21 protein-coding genes are annotated in these 20,295 nt (G+C 43.4%); 8 read left to right on the top strand and 13 right to left on the bottom strand.

From position 1 onward, the window contains the following. Window positions 1-36: 36 nt before the first annotated feature. The gene (gene gloA / locus ACAX20_RS09870) at window positions 37-426 is read right to left on the bottom strand and encodes a lactoylglutathione lyase (RefSeq protein ID WP_371189638.1); all 390 of its coding nucleotides are present in this window, start codon (window positions 424-426) and stop codon (window positions 37-39) included. 461 nt (window positions 427-887) lie between these two features. Here gloA and ACAX20_RS09865 point away from each other — a divergent pair, with 461 nt between their 5' ends. Further along, entirely contained in the window at window positions 888-1,931 is a 1,044-nt protein-coding gene (locus tag ACAX20_RS09865; RefSeq protein WP_371185854.1) for a flavin reductase family protein, read from the top strand. 5 nt (window positions 1,932-1,936) lie between these two features. Further along, entirely contained in the window at window positions 1,937-2,989 is a 1,053-nt protein-coding gene (locus ACAX20_RS09860; RefSeq protein WP_371185852.1) for a fatty acid desaturase, read from the top strand. 206 nt (window positions 2,990-3,195) lie between these two features. Here ACAX20_RS09860 and ACAX20_RS09855 read toward each other — a convergent pair whose 3' ends face one another. Both ACAX20_RS09855 and ACAX20_RS09850 read right to left on the bottom strand, forming a co-directional pair. Continuing rightward, entirely contained in the window at window positions 3,196-4,074 is an 879-nt protein-coding gene (locus ACAX20_RS09855) for a hypothetical protein (RefSeq protein WP_371185850.1), read from the bottom strand. A gap of 375 nt (window positions 4,075-4,449) precedes the next feature. Further along, window positions 4,450-4,965 carry a hypothetical protein gene (locus tag ACAX20_RS09850; RefSeq protein WP_371185848.1) on the bottom strand — a complete coding sequence of 172 codons (516 nt, stop codon included), beginning with the start codon at window positions 4,963-4,965 and terminating at the stop codon, window positions 4,450-4,452. Between the two features lie 175 nt (window positions 4,966-5,140). On the opposite strand from ACAX20_RS09850, the gene ACAX20_RS09845 reads away from it, so the two are divergent. The 4 genes from ACAX20_RS09845 (at window position 5,141) to ACAX20_RS09830 (ending at window position 9,729) form a co-directional block, all read left to right on the top strand. Then, window positions 5,141-6,727: a Na/Pi cotransporter family protein gene (locus ACAX20_RS09845; RefSeq protein ID WP_371185846.1), complete on the top strand. Its 1,587-nt coding sequence runs from the start codon at window positions 5,141-5,143 to the stop codon at window positions 6,725-6,727. Window positions 6,728-6,888: 161 nt separating this feature from the next. Beyond that, window positions 6,889-7,671 (top strand): penicillin-binding transpeptidase domain-containing protein, encoded by a 783-nt coding sequence (locus ACAX20_RS09840; protein ID WP_371185844.1) that lies wholly within the window; start codon window positions 6,889-6,891, stop codon window positions 7,669-7,671. 295 nt (window positions 7,672-7,966) lie between these two features. Continuing rightward, a complete protein-coding gene (locus ACAX20_RS09835; protein ID WP_371185842.1) occupies window positions 7,967-8,845 on the top strand; it encodes a polysaccharide deacetylase family protein in 879 nt (292 codons plus the stop codon). Between the two features lie 17 nt (window positions 8,846-8,862). Then, complete coding sequence (locus ACAX20_RS09830; protein ID WP_371185840.1) at window positions 8,863-9,729, top strand: alpha/beta hydrolase; 867 nt, start codon at window positions 8,863-8,865, stop codon at window positions 9,727-9,729. A gap of 75 nt (window positions 9,730-9,804) precedes the next feature. Here ACAX20_RS09830 and ACAX20_RS09825 read toward each other — a convergent pair whose 3' ends face one another. From ACAX20_RS09825 to ACAX20_RS09815, 3 genes are all read right to left on the bottom strand, one after another. Then, a complete protein-coding gene (locus tag ACAX20_RS09825; protein ID WP_371185839.1) occupies window positions 9,805-10,566 on the bottom strand; it encodes a DUF2268 domain-containing putative Zn-dependent protease in 762 nt (253 codons plus the stop codon). 105 nt (window positions 10,567-10,671) lie between these two features. Continuing rightward, entirely contained in the window at window positions 10,672-11,214 is a 543-nt protein-coding gene (locus ACAX20_RS09820; RefSeq protein ID WP_371185838.1) for a hypothetical protein, read from the bottom strand. After that, window positions 11,184-12,080: a LysR substrate-binding domain-containing protein gene (locus tag ACAX20_RS09815; protein ID WP_371185837.1), complete on the bottom strand. Its 897-nt coding sequence runs from the start codon at window positions 12,078-12,080 to the stop codon at window positions 11,184-11,186. The genes ACAX20_RS09820 and ACAX20_RS09815 overlap by 31 nt, the downstream gene beginning before the upstream one ends. Window positions 12,081-12,241: 161 nt before the next feature. Between ACAX20_RS09815 and ACAX20_RS09810 the strand changes: the two genes are divergently transcribed. Both ACAX20_RS09810 and ACAX20_RS09805 read left to right on the top strand, forming a co-directional pair. Then, window positions 12,242-13,003 carry an isocitrate lyase/phosphoenolpyruvate mutase family protein gene (locus ACAX20_RS09810; RefSeq protein ID WP_371185836.1) on the top strand — a complete coding sequence of 254 codons (762 nt, stop codon included), beginning with the start codon at window positions 12,242-12,244 and terminating at the stop codon, window positions 13,001-13,003. A gap of 39 nt (window positions 13,004-13,042) precedes the next feature. Further along, window positions 13,043-13,558 carry a methylated-DNA--[protein]-cysteine S-methyltransferase gene (locus ACAX20_RS09805; RefSeq protein ID WP_371185835.1) on the top strand — a complete coding sequence of 172 codons (516 nt, stop codon included), beginning with the start codon at window positions 13,043-13,045 and terminating at the stop codon, window positions 13,556-13,558. Window positions 13,559-13,664: 106 nt separating this feature from the next. On the opposite strand, the gene nth is transcribed toward ACAX20_RS09805, so the two are convergent. The 7 genes from nth to rsxA all read right to left on the bottom strand — a co-directional run bounded on the left by nth (window position 13,665) and on the right by rsxA (window position 20,281). Next, window positions 13,665-14,297, bottom strand: coding sequence for an endonuclease III (nth, locus tag ACAX20_RS09800; RefSeq protein WP_371185834.1), 633 nt, complete (start codon window positions 14,295-14,297; stop codon window positions 13,665-13,667). Window positions 14,298-14,369: 72 nt separating this feature from the next. Further along, a complete protein-coding gene (locus ACAX20_RS09795; RefSeq protein WP_371185832.1) occupies window positions 14,370-15,077 on the bottom strand; it encodes an electron transport complex subunit E in 708 nt (235 codons plus the stop codon). After that, window positions 15,061-15,708 (bottom strand): electron transport complex subunit RsxG, encoded by a 648-nt coding sequence (rsxG, locus tag ACAX20_RS09790; RefSeq protein WP_371185830.1) that lies wholly within the window; start codon window positions 15,706-15,708, stop codon window positions 15,061-15,063. Before rsxG ends, ACAX20_RS09795 begins: the two co-directional genes overlap by 17 nt. Before the next feature lie 9 nt (window positions 15,709-15,717). After that, window positions 15,718-16,776 (bottom strand): electron transport complex subunit RsxD, encoded by a 1,059-nt coding sequence (gene rsxD / locus ACAX20_RS09785; protein WP_371185828.1) that lies wholly within the window; start codon window positions 16,774-16,776, stop codon window positions 15,718-15,720. A 2-nt stretch (window positions 16,777-16,778) separates the two neighbouring features. Next, window positions 16,779-19,124 (bottom strand): electron transport complex subunit RsxC, encoded by a 2,346-nt coding sequence (gene rsxC, locus ACAX20_RS09780; RefSeq protein WP_371185827.1) that lies wholly within the window; start codon window positions 19,122-19,124, stop codon window positions 16,779-16,781. Between the two features lie 11 nt (window positions 19,125-19,135). Continuing rightward, complete coding sequence (gene rsxB / locus ACAX20_RS09775; RefSeq protein WP_371185825.1) at window positions 19,136-19,690, bottom strand: electron transport complex subunit RsxB; 555 nt, start codon at window positions 19,688-19,690, stop codon at window positions 19,136-19,138. Window positions 19,691-19,702: 12 nt separating this feature from the next. Next, complete coding sequence (rsxA, locus tag ACAX20_RS09770; RefSeq protein WP_371185823.1) at window positions 19,703-20,281, bottom strand: electron transport complex subunit RsxA; 579 nt, start codon at window positions 20,279-20,281, stop codon at window positions 19,703-19,705. Window positions 20,282-20,295 lie beyond the last annotated feature (14 nt).

Here is a 20,295-nt window from a genome sequence, read left to right as displayed (position 1 = left end):
AGCACGTTGCTCGGTTGAAGCGCCTATTTGTGTGGTTTATGGGTGTTTGGCTTGGATTAATTCGATGGCGTAGCCATCAGGATCTTTAACAAATGCGATTTCAGTGGTGCCACCCTTTACAGGGCCAGGCTCTCGAGAAATTGTTCCGCCCAGCGATCGAATTGTATCGCAAGCGGTATACACATTATCTACCTCGATAGCAATATGGCCAAATGCCTCACCTAAATCGTAGCTGTCCACGCCCCAGTTGTACGTTAACTCTAATACCGTTGAGCTGTCCATGTCGTCGTAGCCTAAGAAGGCGAGGGTATACTTGTACTGTTCATTATCAGATTGACGTAATAAGCGCATGCCCAATACGTCTTGGTAAAATTTAATCGAACGTTCTAAGTCTCCGACGCGAAGCATCGTATGTAAAATACGCATGGTTAATATTCCTTTGATTGCAATACGGCTTAGCCAAAGTGTAGCAATTTTAGCGACTAGATAGCAAAAGCGGTAAACCCGTAAGATGTAAAGCTGACTGGACAGTGACAACTTGCCAAGGTTTTCGCCATAAGTACGGCTCATCATCCGGTTGATCGAGAGGTTATACGTCAATTCTCTGTCGTTATTTTTTGTTCATAGGCATGCAAGAGCATATCTATTCTTTTGTGTATTCGGTGAACATGTGTATGCCATTATTCTCTTTTGTAAGGCGAGAGATATAGTGATCCTATTCATATTTACATACGCCTAAAACCGTGAATTTGGCGTGTAAAGATCGCTTTTCTCTACTAAATAACCAAAAACCACATGTTTTGAAATCTAAAACTGTTGATTTTTAGTTTTTTAAGCTTAGACTTGTGCGCTTAATGTAGTGTACAAGTGTAAGCTGAATTTTATTAATGAAGAAGTATTGTAATTGGCTGAGCCAACAATTTTTGCATCATGCATCGTTTGGCGCTTATTTGGAACCCGTTGTTCAAACGATTAAACCTGCGTGGCGAGCGGGTTTCTATCGAGCTAGGGTGGTTGGCGTGGATTCGCTCGTTGCCAATACGGTTGCCTTATCGTTGCAGGTTGATCGCTCATGGCCCGTCCATAAGGCTGGGCAACATATTGAATTAACGCTAGAAATTAACGGTAAGTTGGTAACTCGTGTGTTTACCATTGCGTCATCGCCGTCGCTGGTAGAGACGCAGCGTATGGTTCGTTTGGTGATTAAGCAACAATCACACGGTCAGTTGACGTCATCGCTGCATGACTTGGTGATTGGTCAGTGGCTAAATATATCGGCCCCTATGGGGGACTTTGTCGCGGAAAAGTTGGTTGATAAATCACTACTACTCGCCGCTGGCTCAGGTATTACGCCATTTATTGCCATGATATCGTCTTTAAAAGGCGCAACTCATCAACCTCAAGAAATGCATTTACTTTATTACGCCAAACCAGGCGAGCATTTGCTGGTCGATGAGCTTGAGGCGCTGAGCGGGGCGATACCAGGGTTTAGTTACGCGTTAATGACACGAACGAGTCATGGTGATGTGACGCAGCAATTAGCTGAGTATGGCGCAATACCGTTTTACGTATGCGGTCCGGCACCGTTTTATCAAGGTATTGCCGAATATGCCCATTCTCAGCAGAACGAACTGTATTCAGAGCATTTTGGGCTGGCACAAATAGATACCACCGAAAAACAGCAATTTGATGTATCAATCAATGGCAAAACCATTGCCCTAAGTAATCAGTCTGTGGTGTTAACCCAACTTATCGAACACGGTGAGCCGGTAACGTATGGCTGTAAGATGGGGATATGTCATCAATGTCAGTGCACAAAAACACGTGGTGTGGTGAAAAACGTCCTCACTGGTCAATTGTCTGATCGAGGAGAAGAGCTGATCCAATTATGTGTGTCGCAACTGATGACTGATGTGGAGTTAAAGGTATGAGCAACATGAGCAAACCAAATTATGAGTTACTGGGCGAGCAACTCGATGCGCTGCGAGCCAAAACCATGGCGAAAGTCGGCCAAGATGACGCCGATTACATAAGACGCATTATTGTTTTGCAACGCGTCTGTGAGTGGTCTGGCCGTTTGTTATTGCTACTTGGCTTCATCACCCCCGTGCTATGGGGCGTTGGGGTGCTGGCACTGGCCGTTGGCAAAATATTAGATAACATGGAAATCGGTCATAATGTGATGCATGGTCAGTACGACTGGATGAATGATAAACACATCAATTCCAAATCGTACGAATGGGATATCGCCTGTGATGGGGCCAGTTGGAATCGAGTACATAACTATGAACACCATACGTACACTAACATTATTGGTAAAGACAGAGACTTTGGTTATGGCTTACTGCGTTTGTCGAACGATTTTCGATGGCGAGTAAAAAACCTCTGGCAATTTATCACCTACGTTATTTTGAGTGTGTTATTTCAATGGGGCGTGTCTTACCATGAGATGGCAGCAGAGCGGGTATTTTTTGGTAAGAAAAAAGACAATCGTGATAACAAGGTATCTCATGCTGAGTTAAAAAAGCGCTTTTTCAGTAAAGGCGCCAGACAATTGGTGAAAGATTATTTATTGTTTCCGCTACTGGCTGGTCCACTGTTTTTGTGGGTGTTGGCTGGTAACTTTATCGCGAATATTTTACGAAATTTATGGACATCAACCATTATCTTTTGTGGCCATTTCACCGGCGACGTGCAAACCTTCTCTGAGCAAGAATGCCAAAATGAAAGCAAAGGGCAGTGGTATTATCGTCAAGCATTGGGATCATCCAACTTGCAAGGTGGTAACTGGTTCCATGTATTGACGGGGCATCTAAGTTTTCAGATTGAGCATCACTTATTCCCCGATATGCCAGCCAAACGCTATCGCGACATCGCGCCTCAGGTGAGAAACATTCTTACCCAGCATGGCATTCAGTACAACACAGGGAATTTTTTCAGTCAATATGGCTCGGTATTGAAACGCATCATTCGTTATTCTTTCCCATAGCCTGTGAGGGGATGTTAGTTGTCGGTGTCTCAATACACAGTGTCTGTGTTCGTGATACCGACTTCGTTTCTTCAACTCAGACACAGTAACTCGTACTAATATCGGTGTTTGATATTGTCAGTTAGATAGCCCCAACTCACTAGCTCGTCTAGTTAATCAATAATAAAATGATCAAGACCTAGGGCACAGCCCCTAGCAAGTTGATTTTAAAATCCAATACAAATGGCGTATCCATTTAAATATCCGGCATATTCGGCAGGTCCGGCATATACACGCCAGCGTCTCGAGCCTTCGCCATAAGGCGCTGGATCACCGGTAATACCCAGAGGCGGGTAACTGAATAAGTATCTCGTACCACCAAGAGAATGGGTAAAGCCACCACTCATTAAAATTGTATCAGATGGACAAGTCATAATGATACTTCCACTAGCATACTGAGCCACCTGTGTGGTTATATGGATCCTGTATTGGCGAATGGATGTTTCTGAACCACCGGAATCGACTATTTCACACAATACACTGCCGTCTGGTTGTATTTCTCTAATAGCTTGCCCTGCTGGACAATTTCCGGAAACAATTAACTGATGTGTTGCAATGGCACTATTTATCAAGCTAATTTCTGATTCAATCGCACCAATCAGTGCAAGGTTATTATCTATCTGACTTTGTAAGTTTTGTTCAAGGTCGATAGCACCTTCTTCAACAGCGATAAGCGCGTTTTGCAAGTTCGTGATTAATCCTGCGTTGGCATCTATGTCATTTTGCAATGATGTTATGGTTGCTTCGATGGATGCTATATCGACAAGATTTTGCTGAATCAAAGACTCTAGCATGGCATTTTGTGACTGAAGGGAATTTATCCCTTGTTCATTGGCCGCTACTCGTTGCTCAACCGTTTCCACTCTACCTACGAGAGCGTCAATCTGATCCTGTAACGAAGAAACAGCCCCTTGGACAGTGATTAATTCACCATTTAACTCGACAAAGGGATTATTGGCATTATTCGAATTATTAGGGGCTGCCAATAAGTCGCCAGTACAAAAAGCGACTAGACTAAGACTGACTACACGTATGATTTGTTTCATATTAAGAACTCCAAATCGGTATTTTACAAACTTACTATCGTTCAATAACGATACGGTTAGAGTAGTTTTCACGTATTTTAGGACGTAACTGCAGACCAGTGTTTTAATAGTTCAAACAAGTAGTGAGAGACGATTAATTCCATAGAACTCTGTGGTTTATAAACGCACTCGAACAACAGGTATGAGTCACCTAAAATAGAGAAAACGGACAAGGCAATCGTTTTGGTTAATATGAGCTGAACACAGCCTTAGGTTGTGTCCATTTATCTGAAAGGCTTCGTGGTTGCAATTAACACTAATTGCGCTGCGTAGACAAGTATAGGCTATGGACAGTAGCCATGTACGTTAAGTTTACTTGTTGTGTATAATCCAGGACTAAGCTGTCTTATTGATTAGCGGAATTAAACCCGTTTTACCTTCAAAGTCGGCAATCAACCAGATCTGTTCAAACGGGTGCTTTCTTGGCACGTTGATTTTATCCACGTTCGTTAAAATACTTTGCTTCGACCATAACGGATTCGCATTGCGTATCACAAGCCAAACGCGCTGGCTGTCGTATTGCTTTTTCGATTTGTTACATAAAATGCGATTAAGGGCTTTGACTAAACGCTGATCAGTGTTGTTTTCTGCTTCGAGTTGATAGAGCTCTTGTTGAGTTTGGGCATCGAGAGACTTTCCCAATATGTGCTGAGCTTCCGCTTGCGATCCATATAAATGGGCAATTTCAAAATCGATAGGTTCGTTATCGAGTTGGTAGCTGACATCGGGTTTTTGCGGCGCATTGTGTGATGTAAAATTTAATTGGTGATCAAACAGCCGAGCGAAGTTATCAGCAAATAATTCAGCTGCTTGCCTCTCCAGTCGTAATTTGTCCTTCTCGTTTTGATTCACTGCGTCACCAGTATGCTTGTTTTCGGATCTCTTGGGCTGTTTTCACAAGCTATATCATTAATTGTCATATGTAGAGTATGGACCAACATTACTTTGGTGCCCACATTGCACTACGTGTCTGGCAAACCTATGCTTTTTCTAGAATACTCGTAAATTTAGTGTCGCTGGGAATGATATGGAAACCCTGACTGTTGTGATGGCGGGGTTAACCGCCATAATTCTCTTTATTTTTGGCCTTGAGAATTTTTCGCGTGAAATAGAACGTATTTCTGTTGCGCGCTTTCGAAAGTCACTCTCTCAAGCTACCCGCATGCCGATTTTAGGGGTTCTTATTGGCGCCATTGTTACGGCATTTATTCAGTCGAGTTCGGCCACATCCGTTATCACCATCAGCTTAGTAAACGCGGGTGTGTTAACCTTTAAAAATAGTGTCGGTATTATTTTTGGTTCGAATGTCGGCACCACGATCACTGCACAGTTAGTGGCTTTTAAGCTCACAGATTTTGCGCCAATGATCATTATCATTGGCTTTTTCCTCTCGTTAACTCGAAACAGGTTTTCCATCTTAGGTAAGACGGTTTTTTATTTCGGCTTTGTTTTTTTCAGCCTTAATCTTATTTCCACGTCACTTGCACCATTGCAAGAGAATCCCGAGCTAATTCGTATTTTAACTCAGCCGCAAAACCCACTGATTGCTATTTTACTCGGTTGTCTTTTTACGGCATTAGTGCAGTCGAGCTCTGTAACCACAGGTCTTGCTATTATTCTTACTCAGCAAGGTGTATTGGGGCTTGAAAATGCTGTACCACTTATGATGGGGGCCAATATTGGCACAACGGCAACGGCAATGATCGCCGTATTTGGCATGGATGTGGCGGCGAAAAAGACAGCACTAAGTCACCTTTTATTTAATGTGGGGGGCGTGTTGATATTTTTACCGGTCGTTTTATTCTTCGGTCATAAGCTCAGTGACGTGACGTTGGATCCTGCGATAGCCTTAGCGAATATCCATTTTATTTTTAACATTGTCGCCAGCCTGATCTTTATTGTTTTTGTGACCCCGTTCACGCGCTTTATTGATTTTTTATTAGGCGAAGGGAAAATGGATTTCGAGCGCCTGGAATTGCCCACATTTCAGGACGATGAGGCGTTTCAAGACATCGTTGAACGCCTTGAACAGGGTAATCAGCAGGTCCTTAATTTTTTGAAAGAGAACTACAATCAGGTGACGTTAAGTTTAGAAACGAACTATAAGGGCATTCAAGATACGGCGCAAAAGCGAATAGAGTACGTCAATTTTCTCGAAAAAGAATATATGGCGTACTTCACGTCGACGGTTTGCAAGATTAATGATGAAGAACAGTCAAAAGATCTGATAACGCACATTAATCGATACGATTACTTGTTCCAAATCCATGACTCGATTACTGACTTATTTGAAAGTAAACGAATAATGACCAAACAATATATTGAATTGAAAAGTGATATTGTTATTTTAATTAGAGAGTTATCAAATCATACATTGAAGTTGTTCACGGCAATAAGTGAGCACTTGTGTGAGCCGAAAAGTGAGCAAATTGATAAGGCAGCTAAGCGATTACAAGTGAACCTAAATCAAGCTCAACGAAAGATCTTATTGTTGCTTGCGGATACCGACCGAAAAGATGCGGGTACGTTAACTAACTTCGTAACCTATTCGCAACGCCTTAAAGATAAGCTATTAAACCTACACAAAGTGTCGTCTCAAAATGGCCAAGAATGATCAAGCGTGTATCAGATACTAACAGGTTTCGAGGTTCGCGGTATTGAAAGAGCTCGTACACATTAATTTATCGCGAACTGATTGAACTAAATAAGGTGCAGATTATCAAAGGGTTAAGTTTAACTTCTGGTCAACTTCTTTTACATTTAACAGGTAAGTTAATGCATCGCTTAAATTATATTTTATGTTTTCTCGCTATCGCGTTATGTTCATCGCCCTCGTCAGCAGATACCTTGTGTCAGCGTAACTGCACCTTTGTACTTAAAAGTGAAGATAATGGCGAGTACACCATTGTCAATGCTGAACGTGCTCAGCAACGTATGACCCCGTGGTCTACATTTAAAATCCCCAACTCATTGATAGCGCTAGATTTAGGGATAATTGAAAATACCGAGGTTGTACTCACGTTTGATAGGGAACGTTATCCTGTTGAAAACTGGTGGCCTGAAATTTGGTACAAAAAACCGATTTCTTTGCAAACGGCGTTTAAATATTCAGCACTCCCAATTTACCAAACAACGGCTAAAAAAATTGGTCAGGATCAGATGAATCAATACCTAAAAGCATTTGCCTACGGCAATCAAGACATCTCCTCTGGTATAGACAATTTCTGGCTTAACAAAAGTATAAAAATTAGTGCCAAAGAGCAGGTGGACTTTTTACAGCGCATGTACCAACGAGAGCTACCGGTTTCGGACAATGCGCTGGCGCAGTTAAAGCGCATCATGTTGGTGACATCGACCAGTGATTATAAACTGTATGCGAAAACAGGGGCAGGGGGCATTGGCAACGGACAGTACCTCGGTTGGTATGTTGGCTTTGTTGAAAATAAAGACGGTGTGTATTATTTTGCTTTGAATATAGACGGCCCGTCCTTTAAAGAAGTCGGGAAAATGCGGATCGATGCCGTTATGCAACAATTGCAACTGGCAAAAGTGATATGAGCGTTGGTGTGTTATCCATATTGACTTGTGCTTGCTTTAGTGCACTTTATCGCGACACAAGGGCGCACAGCAAGAGTGTGTCGTGAACATACTGAGCAAAAGCACATAATGGTGATGTGTTCGCTACCACCTCACGCATTAAAAGCAATATTGGGACGGAGAACTGATATCGCCGTAACTGAATGTTTTGAACCTTGGCGAGACGCACAAAAGGTAGCATGCATAGAACAATAAAAGCCGTGGAGTACTAATCGTGAAATGGTGTCAAATAGCAACAATCTCATTAATTGTGTTTTTGTCGAGTCCGTCTGATGCAAAACAAATAGCGATCACCTTTGATGATGCACCATTAAGTGGCAGTCATTTAATGGCAGGGAAGGAAAAAACCAAGCTAATTATCAACCACTTAAAAGATAACAAGGTGTCGGACGCTTTGTTTTTTGTTACCACTGGGAATATACATACCGAATCGGACATACATCGATTACAAGCATATACCGACGCTGGGTTTCACCTTGCACATCACAGCCATAATCACATATCGGCTAATAAGGTTGATACTCAAGTTTATTTAGATGATTTTGATACATCCCATGCAATGTTGCAGAAATACCAAGGGGTATTGAAGTTTCATCGCCACCCTTATCTTCATTATGGTCAGAGTGTGAATAAGCGCGAAGCCATCGCGACCCATTTGAAACGTAAAGGCTACCAATTGGGTTATGTCACGGTAGATAATTACGATTGGTACATAAATGCCAAATTGGTAAATGCGCAAGCGAGTGGCTTGCAGGTCGACTATGAAAAACTTGGCCAACTTTATGTTGATGCGCTTTGGGCTAGCATCGAGTTTTATGACTCGCTAGCTCAAAAACATTTAAAGCGCTCGCCTAAACATGTTTTGTTATTGCATGAAAATGAAGTCGCTGCGCTGTATTTAGACAAACTGATTCAGCATATACGGGCAAAAGGCTGGGAGATTATCTCGCCGCAACACGCTTATACCGATCCCATTGCGGCACGTTACGACGCGAAATCATCGACATTTAATAAACAAGGTAGAGTTGCTTCTATCTTACACTCGAGCGGGGTTGATACCGCCGAGCTGCGCCACGAGAGTGAAAACACGGATTACATAGATCAGCTCTTTGCACAATACCATGTGTTTAAATAACGTCGAGGAAAAATATAATGAAGGTGTTTTTTACGGCAAGCTTTGCTTGGGCTCTGTGCACATTTATGTACTGGAATAATACGGCACTTGCCCAAAGTCATCACGTTGCAATTGATAACAGTGCGATAGTGACCATTGATTCTAAGGTATTGGGACGAAAATACGATTTGCTTATAAAAGTGCCTAAGGACTACGGCCAGCAAAACAATCGCGCAAAAAAGTATCCGGTGCTGTTTTTAAATGATGGTCCGTACACATTTAAAGTTGCTGCAGGTGTGACTCATATGAAGCAAATGGATAAAGTGATTATTGTCGGGATCTCTTTCGCCAAAGGCCAAAACGGACAGTATAGTCGTGTGCGAGATCTCACTCCTGAAGAAGATACGTCTTGGACAAAATACGAAACCGGCGGTGCACCGCGTTATCTTCAGTTTATAGAAGATGAGGTGTTTACATACGTGGAAAATAACTACCGAGTAAATACCAATCAAAGAATTTTATCAGGCCAATCGTTAGGTGGATCATTTGGTGCGTGGGTATTGCTGTCAAAGCCCGAGTTATTTTCTAGCTACATACTTACCAGCCCGTCACTTTGGTATAAAAATGATTTAATTTATAACATTGAACATAATTACCACGCCAGAACGCAACAATTAAACGCGAATGTTTACATCGCTACGGGGGCGCTAGAAACAAAAAATAATGGCATGAATAACGACATGGCTGTTGACCAGACTCGGTTCGTCAACCATTTACACGCTCGGAACTATCAGGGCTTGACATTAGTGGGCGAAATAATCGATGGCACAGATCATTACTCAACCTTCCCAGTTGGACTGTCTAAGGGCTTGATGTTTGTTTATGAACAATTGAAATTGCACTAGTCTGAACAAATACAACTGAGCGTCTTCGAAATGTAACAGTGTATTCGTTCAGACTCGATCTGAGCGAGTAACAAATTAGTTGCTATTTCTAAACTGATACCCCGCAAGGGCGTATATATCTTTTACCGACATTTGCGTCAGCTCTACGATGCCTTTCCCTGAAGTCGCCATGGCTTTTTTAACGATCCATGCGCCGGTGCGGTAGCCAATCGCTTGGCGACCATCAGGGTGCTGAAACATCCATTGTGCGTATTTACCGTGGGCTTCAACAGGCAGGGCCAAAATTTCTTTCGTCCATGCATCAAAGTCTGCGGTAGTCGAATAATTACCATGGGGGTGTCCTGCTTCAAGCTCAGAGTAGACTTCCGCTAAACCTTCATTAATGGCGGCAATATCAATACCGTGTTCAAACTTATTCTCTAACACCAACCAGCCGCGAACGACGTGGTGTAATTCGTGGAACAATGCCACCGTCAGTGAATCCTCGATTGCTTTGTCCACACCCCCTGCATATAGGGATGATATATTGATTTCAATAGCATTTGCGCGATCTGCTCGGCCAGCAACACCATTGACGAGTGTTAAATCACGATCCACCATCAACATATTGAAATGAATTTTGTTTGATAATGCGGGGAAAGATTTTCGCATTTTGGTAATGACCTTCACGGTAAGTTTTTTAATACGCTCTTGTTGTGCCGCTGTGAAGTCTGCTGTTGCACTGGCAACAAAGGTAAATTGCGGTCCCTCGTCGGTTGAGCCTTGACTAGCAACTACCTTACATGTCGACAGGGCACTAAGTGTGATTAAAACGACTATAAAGCGAATGCGATTCATTGGAGATCCTTGTGTTATTTGATGATGAATGATCGTTCTTTTTGTTGATAAATTGGTTAGTGTAGTGGCATAGTTACTTTGCTAAGCGTTAGGATAAATCTCTCCTTAAACCATATTGATGTAGTGTGATAAGTCGCTGTTTTTATAAGTTTTGTGCTTAGTTAACCCGCATCGCTCGTAACCATCCAATTTAAAAATTAAATTGATAGATGTTTTTAAATGCATAGTCTTTATGTTCTTTATCACGCTGAGCATATCTATTAAGTCGAGACAACGACTAAAAAAGTTTGCAACGGTGATGAAAATATTTGCACGTACTAATGGAATGCTCGAAGCAGCGAAGCCTCTATATCGTATTGAATTTAAGATATAATTTGAGTCAGTTTGATCGACGTGTCTTACATTTAGGTTGAGCGCTTTATCGCTAATGATGGCTGTAAACATTGAAATTTTAGACGTCCGCTTTTGTGAAAGCAAAAGATTGAGCACCTCTTGCTCTAAACGGTTGTTATGCTTGATCTGTTTTGTAATGATGGGCCAGCCGATCGTAATTAATGCAGTGCCTGTTTGCCCTAAAAACAGAATAAAAGAAGTCAGCTGTTTGTTTTGATTGAATGTTACATCAGTGATGTTTCTTGTTTTAACCATTCCATAAATACTTTTAACCTTGTTAATCTGCTCGAGTTTTGGTCGTAAACCATATAGCGCTTAACGGTTGCAGGATGAGGCAAGTTAAAAGGGATGACTAACTCACCCGAGTCTAGCTGTTGCTTACATAAATAAGGCGCTGCCAACGTAACCCCGTGACCATTTAATACCGCGGTAAGTGCGGTATCAGTGCTATTCACTTTTGTCCATTGTTTATGTTGCTCATAACCAGTGACATTGACGCTGTTGAACCAAGCTTGCCAGGTATATGCGCCGGGAGCCTCGAGTGTTACTAACCATGTAGACAGGAGATCGACTGGTGAGGTTAAGCTTAAGGAATTGGCTAATTCAGCCGAGCAAATCGGGTAAACAGAGGCTTCGCCAAAGTATTCACAAACCAAATTTTTAGGTGTGTTCTGTGTTATTTGAGTGCCAAATCTTATCGCTAAATCGATGTGTGATTGCTTAAAGTCTTCAAAGCCAGCAGAGGGAAGGAATCTGATCTGGATATTAGGGTGCAATTTCGCAAAGCTTTGTAGCCTCGGCATTAGCCACAGTGACGTAAACGCTTGCGTCGACGTCACCGTAAGCTCTCCTGCTATATCTTCTTGATAAATTTGGCTTATGCCTTGGTTAATCATGCTCAACGCGTTCTTGGAGGAATCAAACAAAATTTTCCCTTGTTGACTAAGGTGCATATGTTTGGCTTTACGGATGAATAGCTTTGTATTAAGTGCTTGCTCTAATTGTCGCATCTGCTGACTAACCGCAGCTTGAGATATACACAGCTCCTGTGCTGCAATGCTATAGCTTTTGTGCCTTGCTGCACATTCAAAGGTCACAAGTAAGTTTATATTTTTAAACACTGTCTGCGCTCCGTGAGACTTATGTCTAGCATTATAAGTATTTCTTATATAACAAGTCGATTTTTATCGTTGGTGTTTAGTATTGAGAATAACGAGAATGATCTTTAGTTGATAAAGAGTGCTTTGCAATAAGTCGATTTAAATAACACAGAGGAAATTATATGCAGGGGTTTAAAAATCTACACCAACAAGATAAGCCGTTATTACTCGCTAATGTCTGGGATGTATCAAGTGCTACATGCGCAGAGCAAGCTGGGTATCACGCCTTAGGTACGTCGAGTGCGGCGATAGCTAGCGTACTTGGTTATGACGATGGAGAACGGATGCCGTTTGATGAATTGGCTTTTATGATTGAGCGCATCGCTACGACAACCTCACTGCCTTTAACGGTTGATATCGAGGCAGGATATAGCAGAGATCCTAAGGTTATCGCCGAGCATATTAAGCAACTATGCAATCTTGGGGTTATTGGTGTGAATATCGAAGACAGTTTAGTCGGTGAAACAAGAACATTAGTAGCACGTGAAAGCTTTTCTGAGCTAATACGTAGCTTGCGAACATATCTTACCGAACGGGGGGGTGATGTTTTCATCAATGTACGCAGTGATGTTTTTTTGTTGGGGATCGAAGGGGCGCGTGAAGAAGCGATTCTGAGGGCTAAAAGTTATCAACATGCTGGAGCGAACGGGGTGTTCTTTCCGTGCGTCACCTGTAAAGAAGATATTCGCGCAATAGTTGAGGCGACAACCCTTCCGCTAAATGTTATGGCGATGCCTGATTTGCCGGATATTACGGTACTAGCCGATTTAGGTGTTAAGCGTGTCAGCACAGGCAACTTTTCTCACGACAAAATTTACGGGCAACTAACAAATCTTTTGGTTGATATTAAACATAAAAACTCTTGTCAGCCGCTGTTTACTTAATTTTTTCGTAACTAATCATTGCCTGCTGTAGTGAGCATCATGAAAAATAGAATTAACATTCAATACCATAAACACCCTTATGCAGAGTTTATTTTAGGCTCGTATGATAATCGATTATGTTTGTGTGACTTTCGTTATAGAAAAATGAGACGCACCGTTGATAAAAGAATTCAGCGTGGGTTAAACGCTAGTTTCGTAGAGCAGAATGACGACGTGCTAGAGCAAACTAAAAATCAACTTGACGCGTTCTTTTTAGGGCAAAAAAATTCCTTCGATATGCGTTTGTTACATGTAGGGACAGAATTTCAAAGATCAGTGTGGCGCGCTTTGATGGCTGTTGAATATGGCGATACGACAACCTATCAGGATCTTGCGACAGCAATTGGTAATAAACGTGCTGTGCGAGCCGTCGCTTCTGCAAATGGTGCAAATGCCCTTGCTATTATTGTTCCTTGTCATCGCGTTATAGGCTCAAATAATGAATTAGTTGGTTATGGTGGAGGGTTACCATTAAAAAGAAAGATTCTGGAATTGGAACAAGGCTTTCAGTTTTAGGTAGATTGAATGTACGCTGCCATTTCTTACAAAGTATTGTCACAGTGTATTTTTTTAAAACACGTTTTTAAGTAAAGGCACTAAAAAATAGTGCCTTTAAATTTTGTTACTCTGTTTTGTCTTTGTATTCACACAAGTCTTCAATAATACACGCACCACATTTTGGTTTGCGGGCGGTACACACATAGCGGCCATGAAGAATCAGCCAGTGGTGGACATCGACTTTAAATTCTTTCGGCACGACTTTTAATAGCTTTTCTTCCACTTCGCGAACGTTTTTGCCCATGGCAAACTTAGTACGATTGGACACCCGATCAATGTGGGTATCGACGGCGATGGTCGGCCAGCCAAAGGCGGTATTAAGTACCACATTAGCCGTTTTACGGCCAACACCAGGTAGGGCTTCTAACGCTTCGCGGTTTTCTGGGACCTCACCATTGTGTTTATCCATCAGGATTTGGCAGGTTTTAATGGTGTTTTCTGCTTTTGAATTAAACAGGCCAATGGTTTTGATGTAGTCTTTTAGTTTATCTAAGCCTAAATCTAAAATACCTTGTGGGGTATTGGCGACCGGGAATAATTTATCGGTTGCCTTGTTAACACTGACATCGGTTGCTTGCGCAGAAAGTAATACCGCTATCAATAACTCAAACGGTGAACTGAAGTTTAGCTCCGTGGTTGGGTTAGGGTTGTCATCGCGCAGGCGAGTGAGTATTTCTAATCGTTTTTGTTTATTCATAACTACTTGTTGCTAACGAAATGTCGGTGTCAAATATCACAGTTGTTATCAGTGATTTATGTTGTTAGTACATTAACCGTCAAAGTTTACGCGAACTCGCTCAATGCTCGCCTTTTCAGGTTTTGGCGCTTTGGCTTTTTGGCGATCGTCAATGGCATTTTTCGCGGCGATCAAAAAGCCCATCGCAATAAACGCGCCCGGTGGCAAAATGGCCAGTAAGAACTTACTATCAAACTGAAACACTTCAATGCGCAACACCGAAGCCCAATCACCCAGTAATAGATCGGCACCGTCAAACAGTGTCCCTTGACCAAGTATTTCACGGATTGCACCTAAGGCCATCAATACCAATGCAAAACCAATACCCATCATTAAGCCATCGAATGAGGCTTGTTTCAGTGGATTTTTCGATGCATACGCTTCCGCTCGGCCAATAATGGCACAGTTGGTCACGATCAGTGGCAAGAAAATACCCAGTGACTGATATAAACCATAGGCAAAGGCGTTCATCAATAATTGCACGCAGGTCACAAAGGCGGCAATGATCAGTACAAAGATGGGAATTCGCACTTCTTTGGGCACATATTCGCGGATCACGCTGACGGTGGCATTAGAGCACACCAGAACAATCAATGTTGCCAAGCCAAGACCTATTGCATTGGTGAGCGTGGATGTCACTGCCAACAACGGACACAAACCAAGTAGCTGCACCAGACCCGGATTGTTTTTCCAAAGTCCTTGCCAGGCTAATTCTTTGTATTCATTACGCTCTGTCATCATCAGCTCCTAGGCAGTTTTGTGGTGAGTTTAACATTTGCTGCTGATTTTGTTGCCAAAAAAGGTGCGCCTTGGTCACGGCTTGAACAACCGCACGCGGGGTAATGGTGGCGCCGGTAAATTGATCAAATTGGCCACCATCTTTTTTCACCGTCCACATCATCTGGTTGCTGTCGGTTAATGTTTTGCCGTCGAAGTCCAATATCCAATCATCTTTACGTAGCTCGATTTTGTCACCCAAGCCTGGTGTTTCATTGTGCTTTAATACTCGTACACCACTGATGCTGCTATCGATATTAATTGCGACTAAGATCTCGATGTTACCGTTGTAACCATTTGGCGCCACGGTGGTCATTGCCACAGCCACGGCTTGTTCGTCCCAGCGTGCCACATAGGCTTTTTGTGGTAGCGCACTGCCGAGCAAGTCACTATCACTGATGATTTGACAATCGAGATATAAATCATTGTTAAGGCGCTGCGGCGCAATCACTTGGTGTAAGGTATCCAATAATTGCAACTGCTGTTGACGGGCAATGGTGTCTTTGGTCAATAAATAGATCAACGATACCATCGCAGTGCAAGCAACGGCGAATAGGGCCAGTATTTTGGCGTTATGTTGTATAGCAAGTTTCATTGATATTCTCTATTTACCTACGTTATGACCGTACGTTCTTGGTCGCGTGTACTGATCGATTAACGGTACTGCCATATTGGCCAGTAATACAGCAAAGGCGATTGCATCTGGGTAACCGCCATAGGTGCGAATAATAAATACCATTAAGGCAATAAAGGCGGCATAAATGATGCGGCCTACACGGGTGGTTGCTGCAGACACTGGATCGGTCAAAATAAAAAACGCGCCAAGCATGGTGCCACCACTGACGTAGTGAAATAGCGTTGATGGACTGCTATCTGGCGACACTGTATAGGCAATAAAGGTGACCACCCAGAGAGTAAGTAAAAAGCTTAACGGGATGATGTAGTCGATGGCTTTTTTCGCGATTAGGTACAAACCGCCAAGGAAAAAGCCTAAGTTAACCCATTCCCAACCGGCACTGAAAAAGCGGCCAAATACCGGGTTTTGCATGCTTTCTTGTACGGTAAGTCCCATGCTTAAATCGGTTTTCAAGGTGTCCAATGGCGTTGCCATGGTGATACCATCGATATTCATACGCAATTGCTCAACGGTAAAACCATCCCAGGTATAGCCCGTTAAAATAAGCCAAAAATGGTTAACAAAGCCTACATCGTGCTGCATTAATTGCGCTGTTGGTTGCCAAGAGGTCATCTCGACAGGGAAAGAGACAAGTAACAGTACATAGGCTGCCATTGCTGGATTAAATAAGTTAAAGCCTAAGCCACCGTATAGTTGTTTGACGATGCCAATGGCGAACACGCTACCAATGGCGGTAATCCACCAAGGCGCCATTGGTGGTACCGAAATACCAATTAACAAGCCGGTTAAAACGGCTGAGTAGTCGGTGATTTGCGCTTTAATGTTCTTATCACGTATCGCCAAAAAGGTGATTTCGGCAAGTACCGCAAAAGCGATGGCCAATAAAATCTGGATCAGGCTACCGGCACCGAAGAAATAGTACTGCGCTGCCACACCCGGGATGGCTGCAAGGATAACGGTACGCATAAGTACCGGTGTCTTTGCTTGAATATGATTATGTGGAGAGCTTGCTATCCAATAAGCCATGGTTATGAATCACCTTGTTGTTTGTTCAATTTTTTTGCTTTGGCTTTGGCTACTGCCGCCGCAATTTTCGCTTTTTTATCGTCAGCCGCTTTGATCGATGCCTCGTTTGCCTCAGCTTGCACGTTATCATCACTTGCTACGCTGTCAGACATTTTCTGCTGTGCAGCTAACTTTCTTGCTTTGGCTTTAGCAACAGCTGCTGCGACCTTGGCTTTTTTATCATCAGTAATTTGTGACGCCGAGGCATCAGGTTGTGTTGCCGCGTCTGGTTCTAACGATGTTGTTTGCTGCGCTGCCTTGCGCTCGGCAGCTTTAGCTTTTGCCTTAGCAATAGCACGTTGTTTGGCGTCTTCGCGGCTGTCATTTGGCGTCGCGTCTTGCTGAACGTGTTGTTCAGCTCCTTGGTCGGTCTGCTGTGCTGCTTTGCGCTCGGCCACTTTAGCTTTTGCCTTAGCGATTGCACGTTGCCTTGCGTCATCTGCCTTGTTTGCTTTGTTTGTCGTTGCCTCAACTGACGCGTCACTGCCTGACGATGCGTTAGCCTGTTCGGGGGCTGTGCTCGATTGCACTTGGCGTTGAGCGGCTCGCTCTTTCGCTTTAGCTATAGCCCGTTGTTTCGCGTCTTGTTTATCTGTCGTTGATGTTGCATCAACCGAGTCGTTTGATGTGTCAGTACTTACGTTTGCTTGCTGTGCCGCTTTACGCGCCTTGGCACGAGCAATTGCCTCGTTGGCTCTTAATTTGGCATCGGCTTGTGGTGACGAATCGCTGCTGGTTGAACTATCACTTGCATGATTGGTTGTCGTTGCGGCTTTTTTTGCTTTTACACGCGCTAGCGCCGCCGCTACCGCTGAATTTGACGCGCTAGATTGTTCCTTGGTCATTGCCGCACGGCGTGCTTCCATTGCTTGACGATGTTTTTCTTCACGCTCGTTTTTCTCTTTCTCAAGACGCAATTTACGCGCCTCAAAACGCACTTTGGCACGCTCGGCTTTGGCTTCTTGCAATTTACTGTGACGGATCTGTGCTTTAGCAACACGATAGTAATGCACCAATGGTATATGACTAGGGCAGACGAAAGCACACGCGCCACAGTCTATACAATCAAATAGGTTCAGCTCTTGCAATTTTTCATGATCTTGAGCTTTGGCGTACCACTGCAGTTCTTGTGGTAACAAGCTTGACGGGCAAACATCAGCACATTGACCACAGCGCACACATTCAATTTCTTTTTGTGGCGCGGCAATCTCGGCTTCTGTTGGCGCTAAGATACAGTTACTTATCTTGACGATTGGTACATTAAGGTTTGGTAACGTAAAGCCCATTAGCGGGCCGCCCATGATCACGCGTTGTTTTTGTGCAGGGGTAAAACCGGCTTGCTGTAATATATGAGAAACCGGCGTACCTAACGGCACCCAGTAATTCTGTGGTTTGTTAATCGAATTGCCGGTTACGGTGACGACACGGCGAATGAGCGGCGTATCATTTAATACCGCTTCACTAATGGCAAAAACGGTCGCAACGTTTTGCATCACGATGCCAAGATGCACAGGTAACATACCACTGGGTACTTCTTCATTAAGCAGCGCTTTAATCAGTTGTTTTTCACCACCCATTGGGTATTTCGTTGGTAACACACAAACCTGAACTTTGGGGTTGGCAGCGCATGACTTTCTCAGCGTCGCGATGGCTTCGGGTTTGTTGTCTTCGATACCAATTAATATGTGTTCGGGCTCTAATAAGTAATCGAGGATATCGATGCCGTTAGCAATCGCTGCCGATTGCTCGCGCATCAGCAAATCGTCAGCCGTGATGTACGGTTCACATTCGGCGGCATTGATGATCAAGTATTTAATACCTGGTTTGGTGTTGACCTTGATATTGGTTGGGAAGCCGGCACCACCCATACCTGCAATACCAGCTTCGGCAATTTTGTCGACTAAATCTGCTTTGCTAAATTGATGAAAATCCTCAACAATGTGACGTTCACGCCAACGTTCTTCGCCATCAGGCTCGATAAATAAACACAGATCACGCATCGCCGAGGGATGGGCAATCGTTGCTAATTCGATTGCGGTGACGGTTCCTGAGGTTGGTGCGTGCACCGGAACGGCCATGGGGTTACCGTTTTTACTCAGTTGTTGGCCTTTTAACACCTTATCGCCGACTTTAACCAGCAAGTCACCTGGTTTACCGATATGTTGCTTAAGTGGCAAGATCAGCTGCTTAGGGAGTGCTAAGTTGCGAATTGGCTTATCGTTTGATAAAAACTTCTGCTCTGGTGGATGGATACCACCTGGGAATTTAAAAAATCGATTCTGTTTGATGCGTTCAATGACAGATTCCACTTACTACCTCACTAATCTATCTGAACAACGTCGATACGTTGAAGGTCCCATTGCCATGTTTCAGGCGTTTGGGCAATTGGTATCATTTTTATACAGTCTACTGGGCATGGTTCAACACATAAATCACAACCCGTACATTCATCGGCGATTACCGTGTGCATTTGTTTCGCAGCACCGGTGATGGCGTCAACAGGACAGGCTTGAATACACTTGGTACAACCAATACAGTCTTCTTCAATAATCAGCGCAACTTTTGGGGTGTTATCAGCTTCGTGCGCTTCATCCATTGGGATCGCTTCAACGCCCATTAAATCGGCAATTTTTTTGATGGTGTCATCACCACCAGGGGCACATTTGTTGATGGCGTCGCCTTCTGCTACCGCATTAGCGTAGGGTTTACAACCCGGATAGCCACATTGACCACATTGTGTTTGCGGCAGTAGGGCATCGATTTGCTCAACCAAGGGGTCGCCTTCGACTTTGTATTTGACCGAAGCAAAGCCTAGTAAAGCACCAAATAATCCAGCGATAACAGCAAACACGGCAACGGCGATAAAAAATTCCATGAGTCTGCTTCCTTATTTCACCAAACCGGTAAAGCCCATAAAGGCTAATGACATCAGGCCCGCAGTGATCATAGCAATTGCTGCGCCCTGAAAAGGTTTTGGCACATCGGCACTTGCTAATCGTTCGCGCATAGCGGAAAACATGATAAGAACAATAGAAAAACCCACGGCAGCACCAAAGCCATAGACAATCGATTCGAAAAAGTTATGTTGCTCATATAGGTTGAGTAGGGCAACACCCAAAACGGCACAGTTGGTGGTGATTAATGGTAAAAAGATCCCCAATAAGCGATATAAATTGGCTGAGGTTTTTTGCACCACCATTTCGGTAAACTGTACGACCACGGCAATTACTAAAATAAAGCCCATCGTCGTTAAATACTCTAGGCCAAGAGGTTCGAGTACATAGGTGGAAAATAAATAACTGAGCAGCGCAGCCAGGGTTAAAACAAAGGTGGTTGCCAATGACATGCCCACAGCGGTTTCCGTGCGCGACGAAACCCCCATAAATGGGCACAAGCCAAGGAATTTAACCAAAACAAAGTTGTTGACCAGTACGGTTCCGACCAAAAGTAAAATATAATCAGTCATTTATGTTTAATTTT

This window comes from Thalassotalea sp. Sam97 (genome assembly GCF_041379765.1).
Classification (GTDB): domain Bacteria; phylum Pseudomonadota; class Gammaproteobacteria; order Enterobacterales; family Alteromonadaceae; genus Thalassotalea_A; species Thalassotalea_A maritima.
This window is presented reverse-complemented; position numbering and strand designations above follow the sequence as displayed.

Bases quoted from the DNA above. Each gene is read 5' to 3' on its own strand.
- gloA (WP_371189638.1), bottom strand. From the start codon at position 426: ATGCGTATTTTACATACGATGCTTCGCGTCGGAGACTTAGAACGTTCG.
- ACAX20_RS09865 (WP_371185854.1), top strand. From the start codon at position 888: ATGAAGAAGTATTGTAATTGGCTGAGCCAACAATTTTTGCATCATGCA.
- ACAX20_RS09860 (WP_371185852.1), top strand. From the start codon at position 1,937: ATGAGCAAACCAAATTATGAGTTACTGGGCGAGCAACTCGATGCGCTG.
- ACAX20_RS09855 (WP_371185850.1), bottom strand. From the start codon at position 4,074: ATGAAACAAATCATACGTGTAGTCAGTCTTAGTCTAGTCGCTTTTTGT.
- ACAX20_RS09845 (WP_371185846.1), top strand. From the start codon at position 5,141: ATGGAAACCCTGACTGTTGTGATGGCGGGGTTAACCGCCATAATTCTC.
- ACAX20_RS09840 (WP_371185844.1), top strand. From the start codon at position 6,889: ATGCATCGCTTAAATTATATTTTATGTTTTCTCGCTATCGCGTTATGT.
- ACAX20_RS09830 (WP_371185840.1), top strand. From the start codon at position 8,863: ATGAAGGTGTTTTTTACGGCAAGCTTTGCTTGGGCTCTGTGCACATTT.
- ACAX20_RS09825 (WP_371185839.1), bottom strand. From the start codon at position 10,566: ATGAATCGCATTCGCTTTATAGTCGTTTTAATCACACTTAGTGCCCTG.
- ACAX20_RS09820 (WP_371185838.1), bottom strand. From the start codon at position 11,214: ATGGTTAAAACAAGAAACATCACTGATGTAACATTCAATCAAAACAAA.
- ACAX20_RS09810 (WP_371185836.1), top strand. From the start codon at position 12,242: ATGCAGGGGTTTAAAAATCTACACCAACAAGATAAGCCGTTATTACTC.
- ACAX20_RS09805 (WP_371185835.1), top strand. From the start codon at position 13,043: ATGAAAAATAGAATTAACATTCAATACCATAAACACCCTTATGCAGAG.
- nth (WP_371185834.1), bottom strand. From the start codon at position 14,297: ATGAATAAACAAAAACGATTAGAAATACTCACTCGCCTGCGCGATGAC.
- ACAX20_RS09795 (WP_371185832.1), bottom strand. From the start codon at position 15,077: ATGATGACAGAGCGTAATGAATACAAAGAATTAGCCTGGCAAGGACTT.
- rsxG (WP_371185830.1), bottom strand. From the start codon at position 15,708: ATGAAACTTGCTATACAACATAACGCCAAAATACTGGCCCTATTCGCC.
- rsxD (WP_371185828.1), bottom strand. From the start codon at position 16,776: ATGGCTTATTGGATAGCAAGCTCTCCACATAATCATATTCAAGCAAAG.
- rsxB (WP_371185825.1), bottom strand. From the start codon at position 19,690: ATGGAATTTTTTATCGCCGTTGCCGTGTTTGCTGTTATCGCTGGATTA.
- rsxA (WP_371185823.1), bottom strand. From the start codon at position 20,281: ATGACTGATTATATTTTACTTTTGGTCGGAACCGTACTGGTCAACAAC.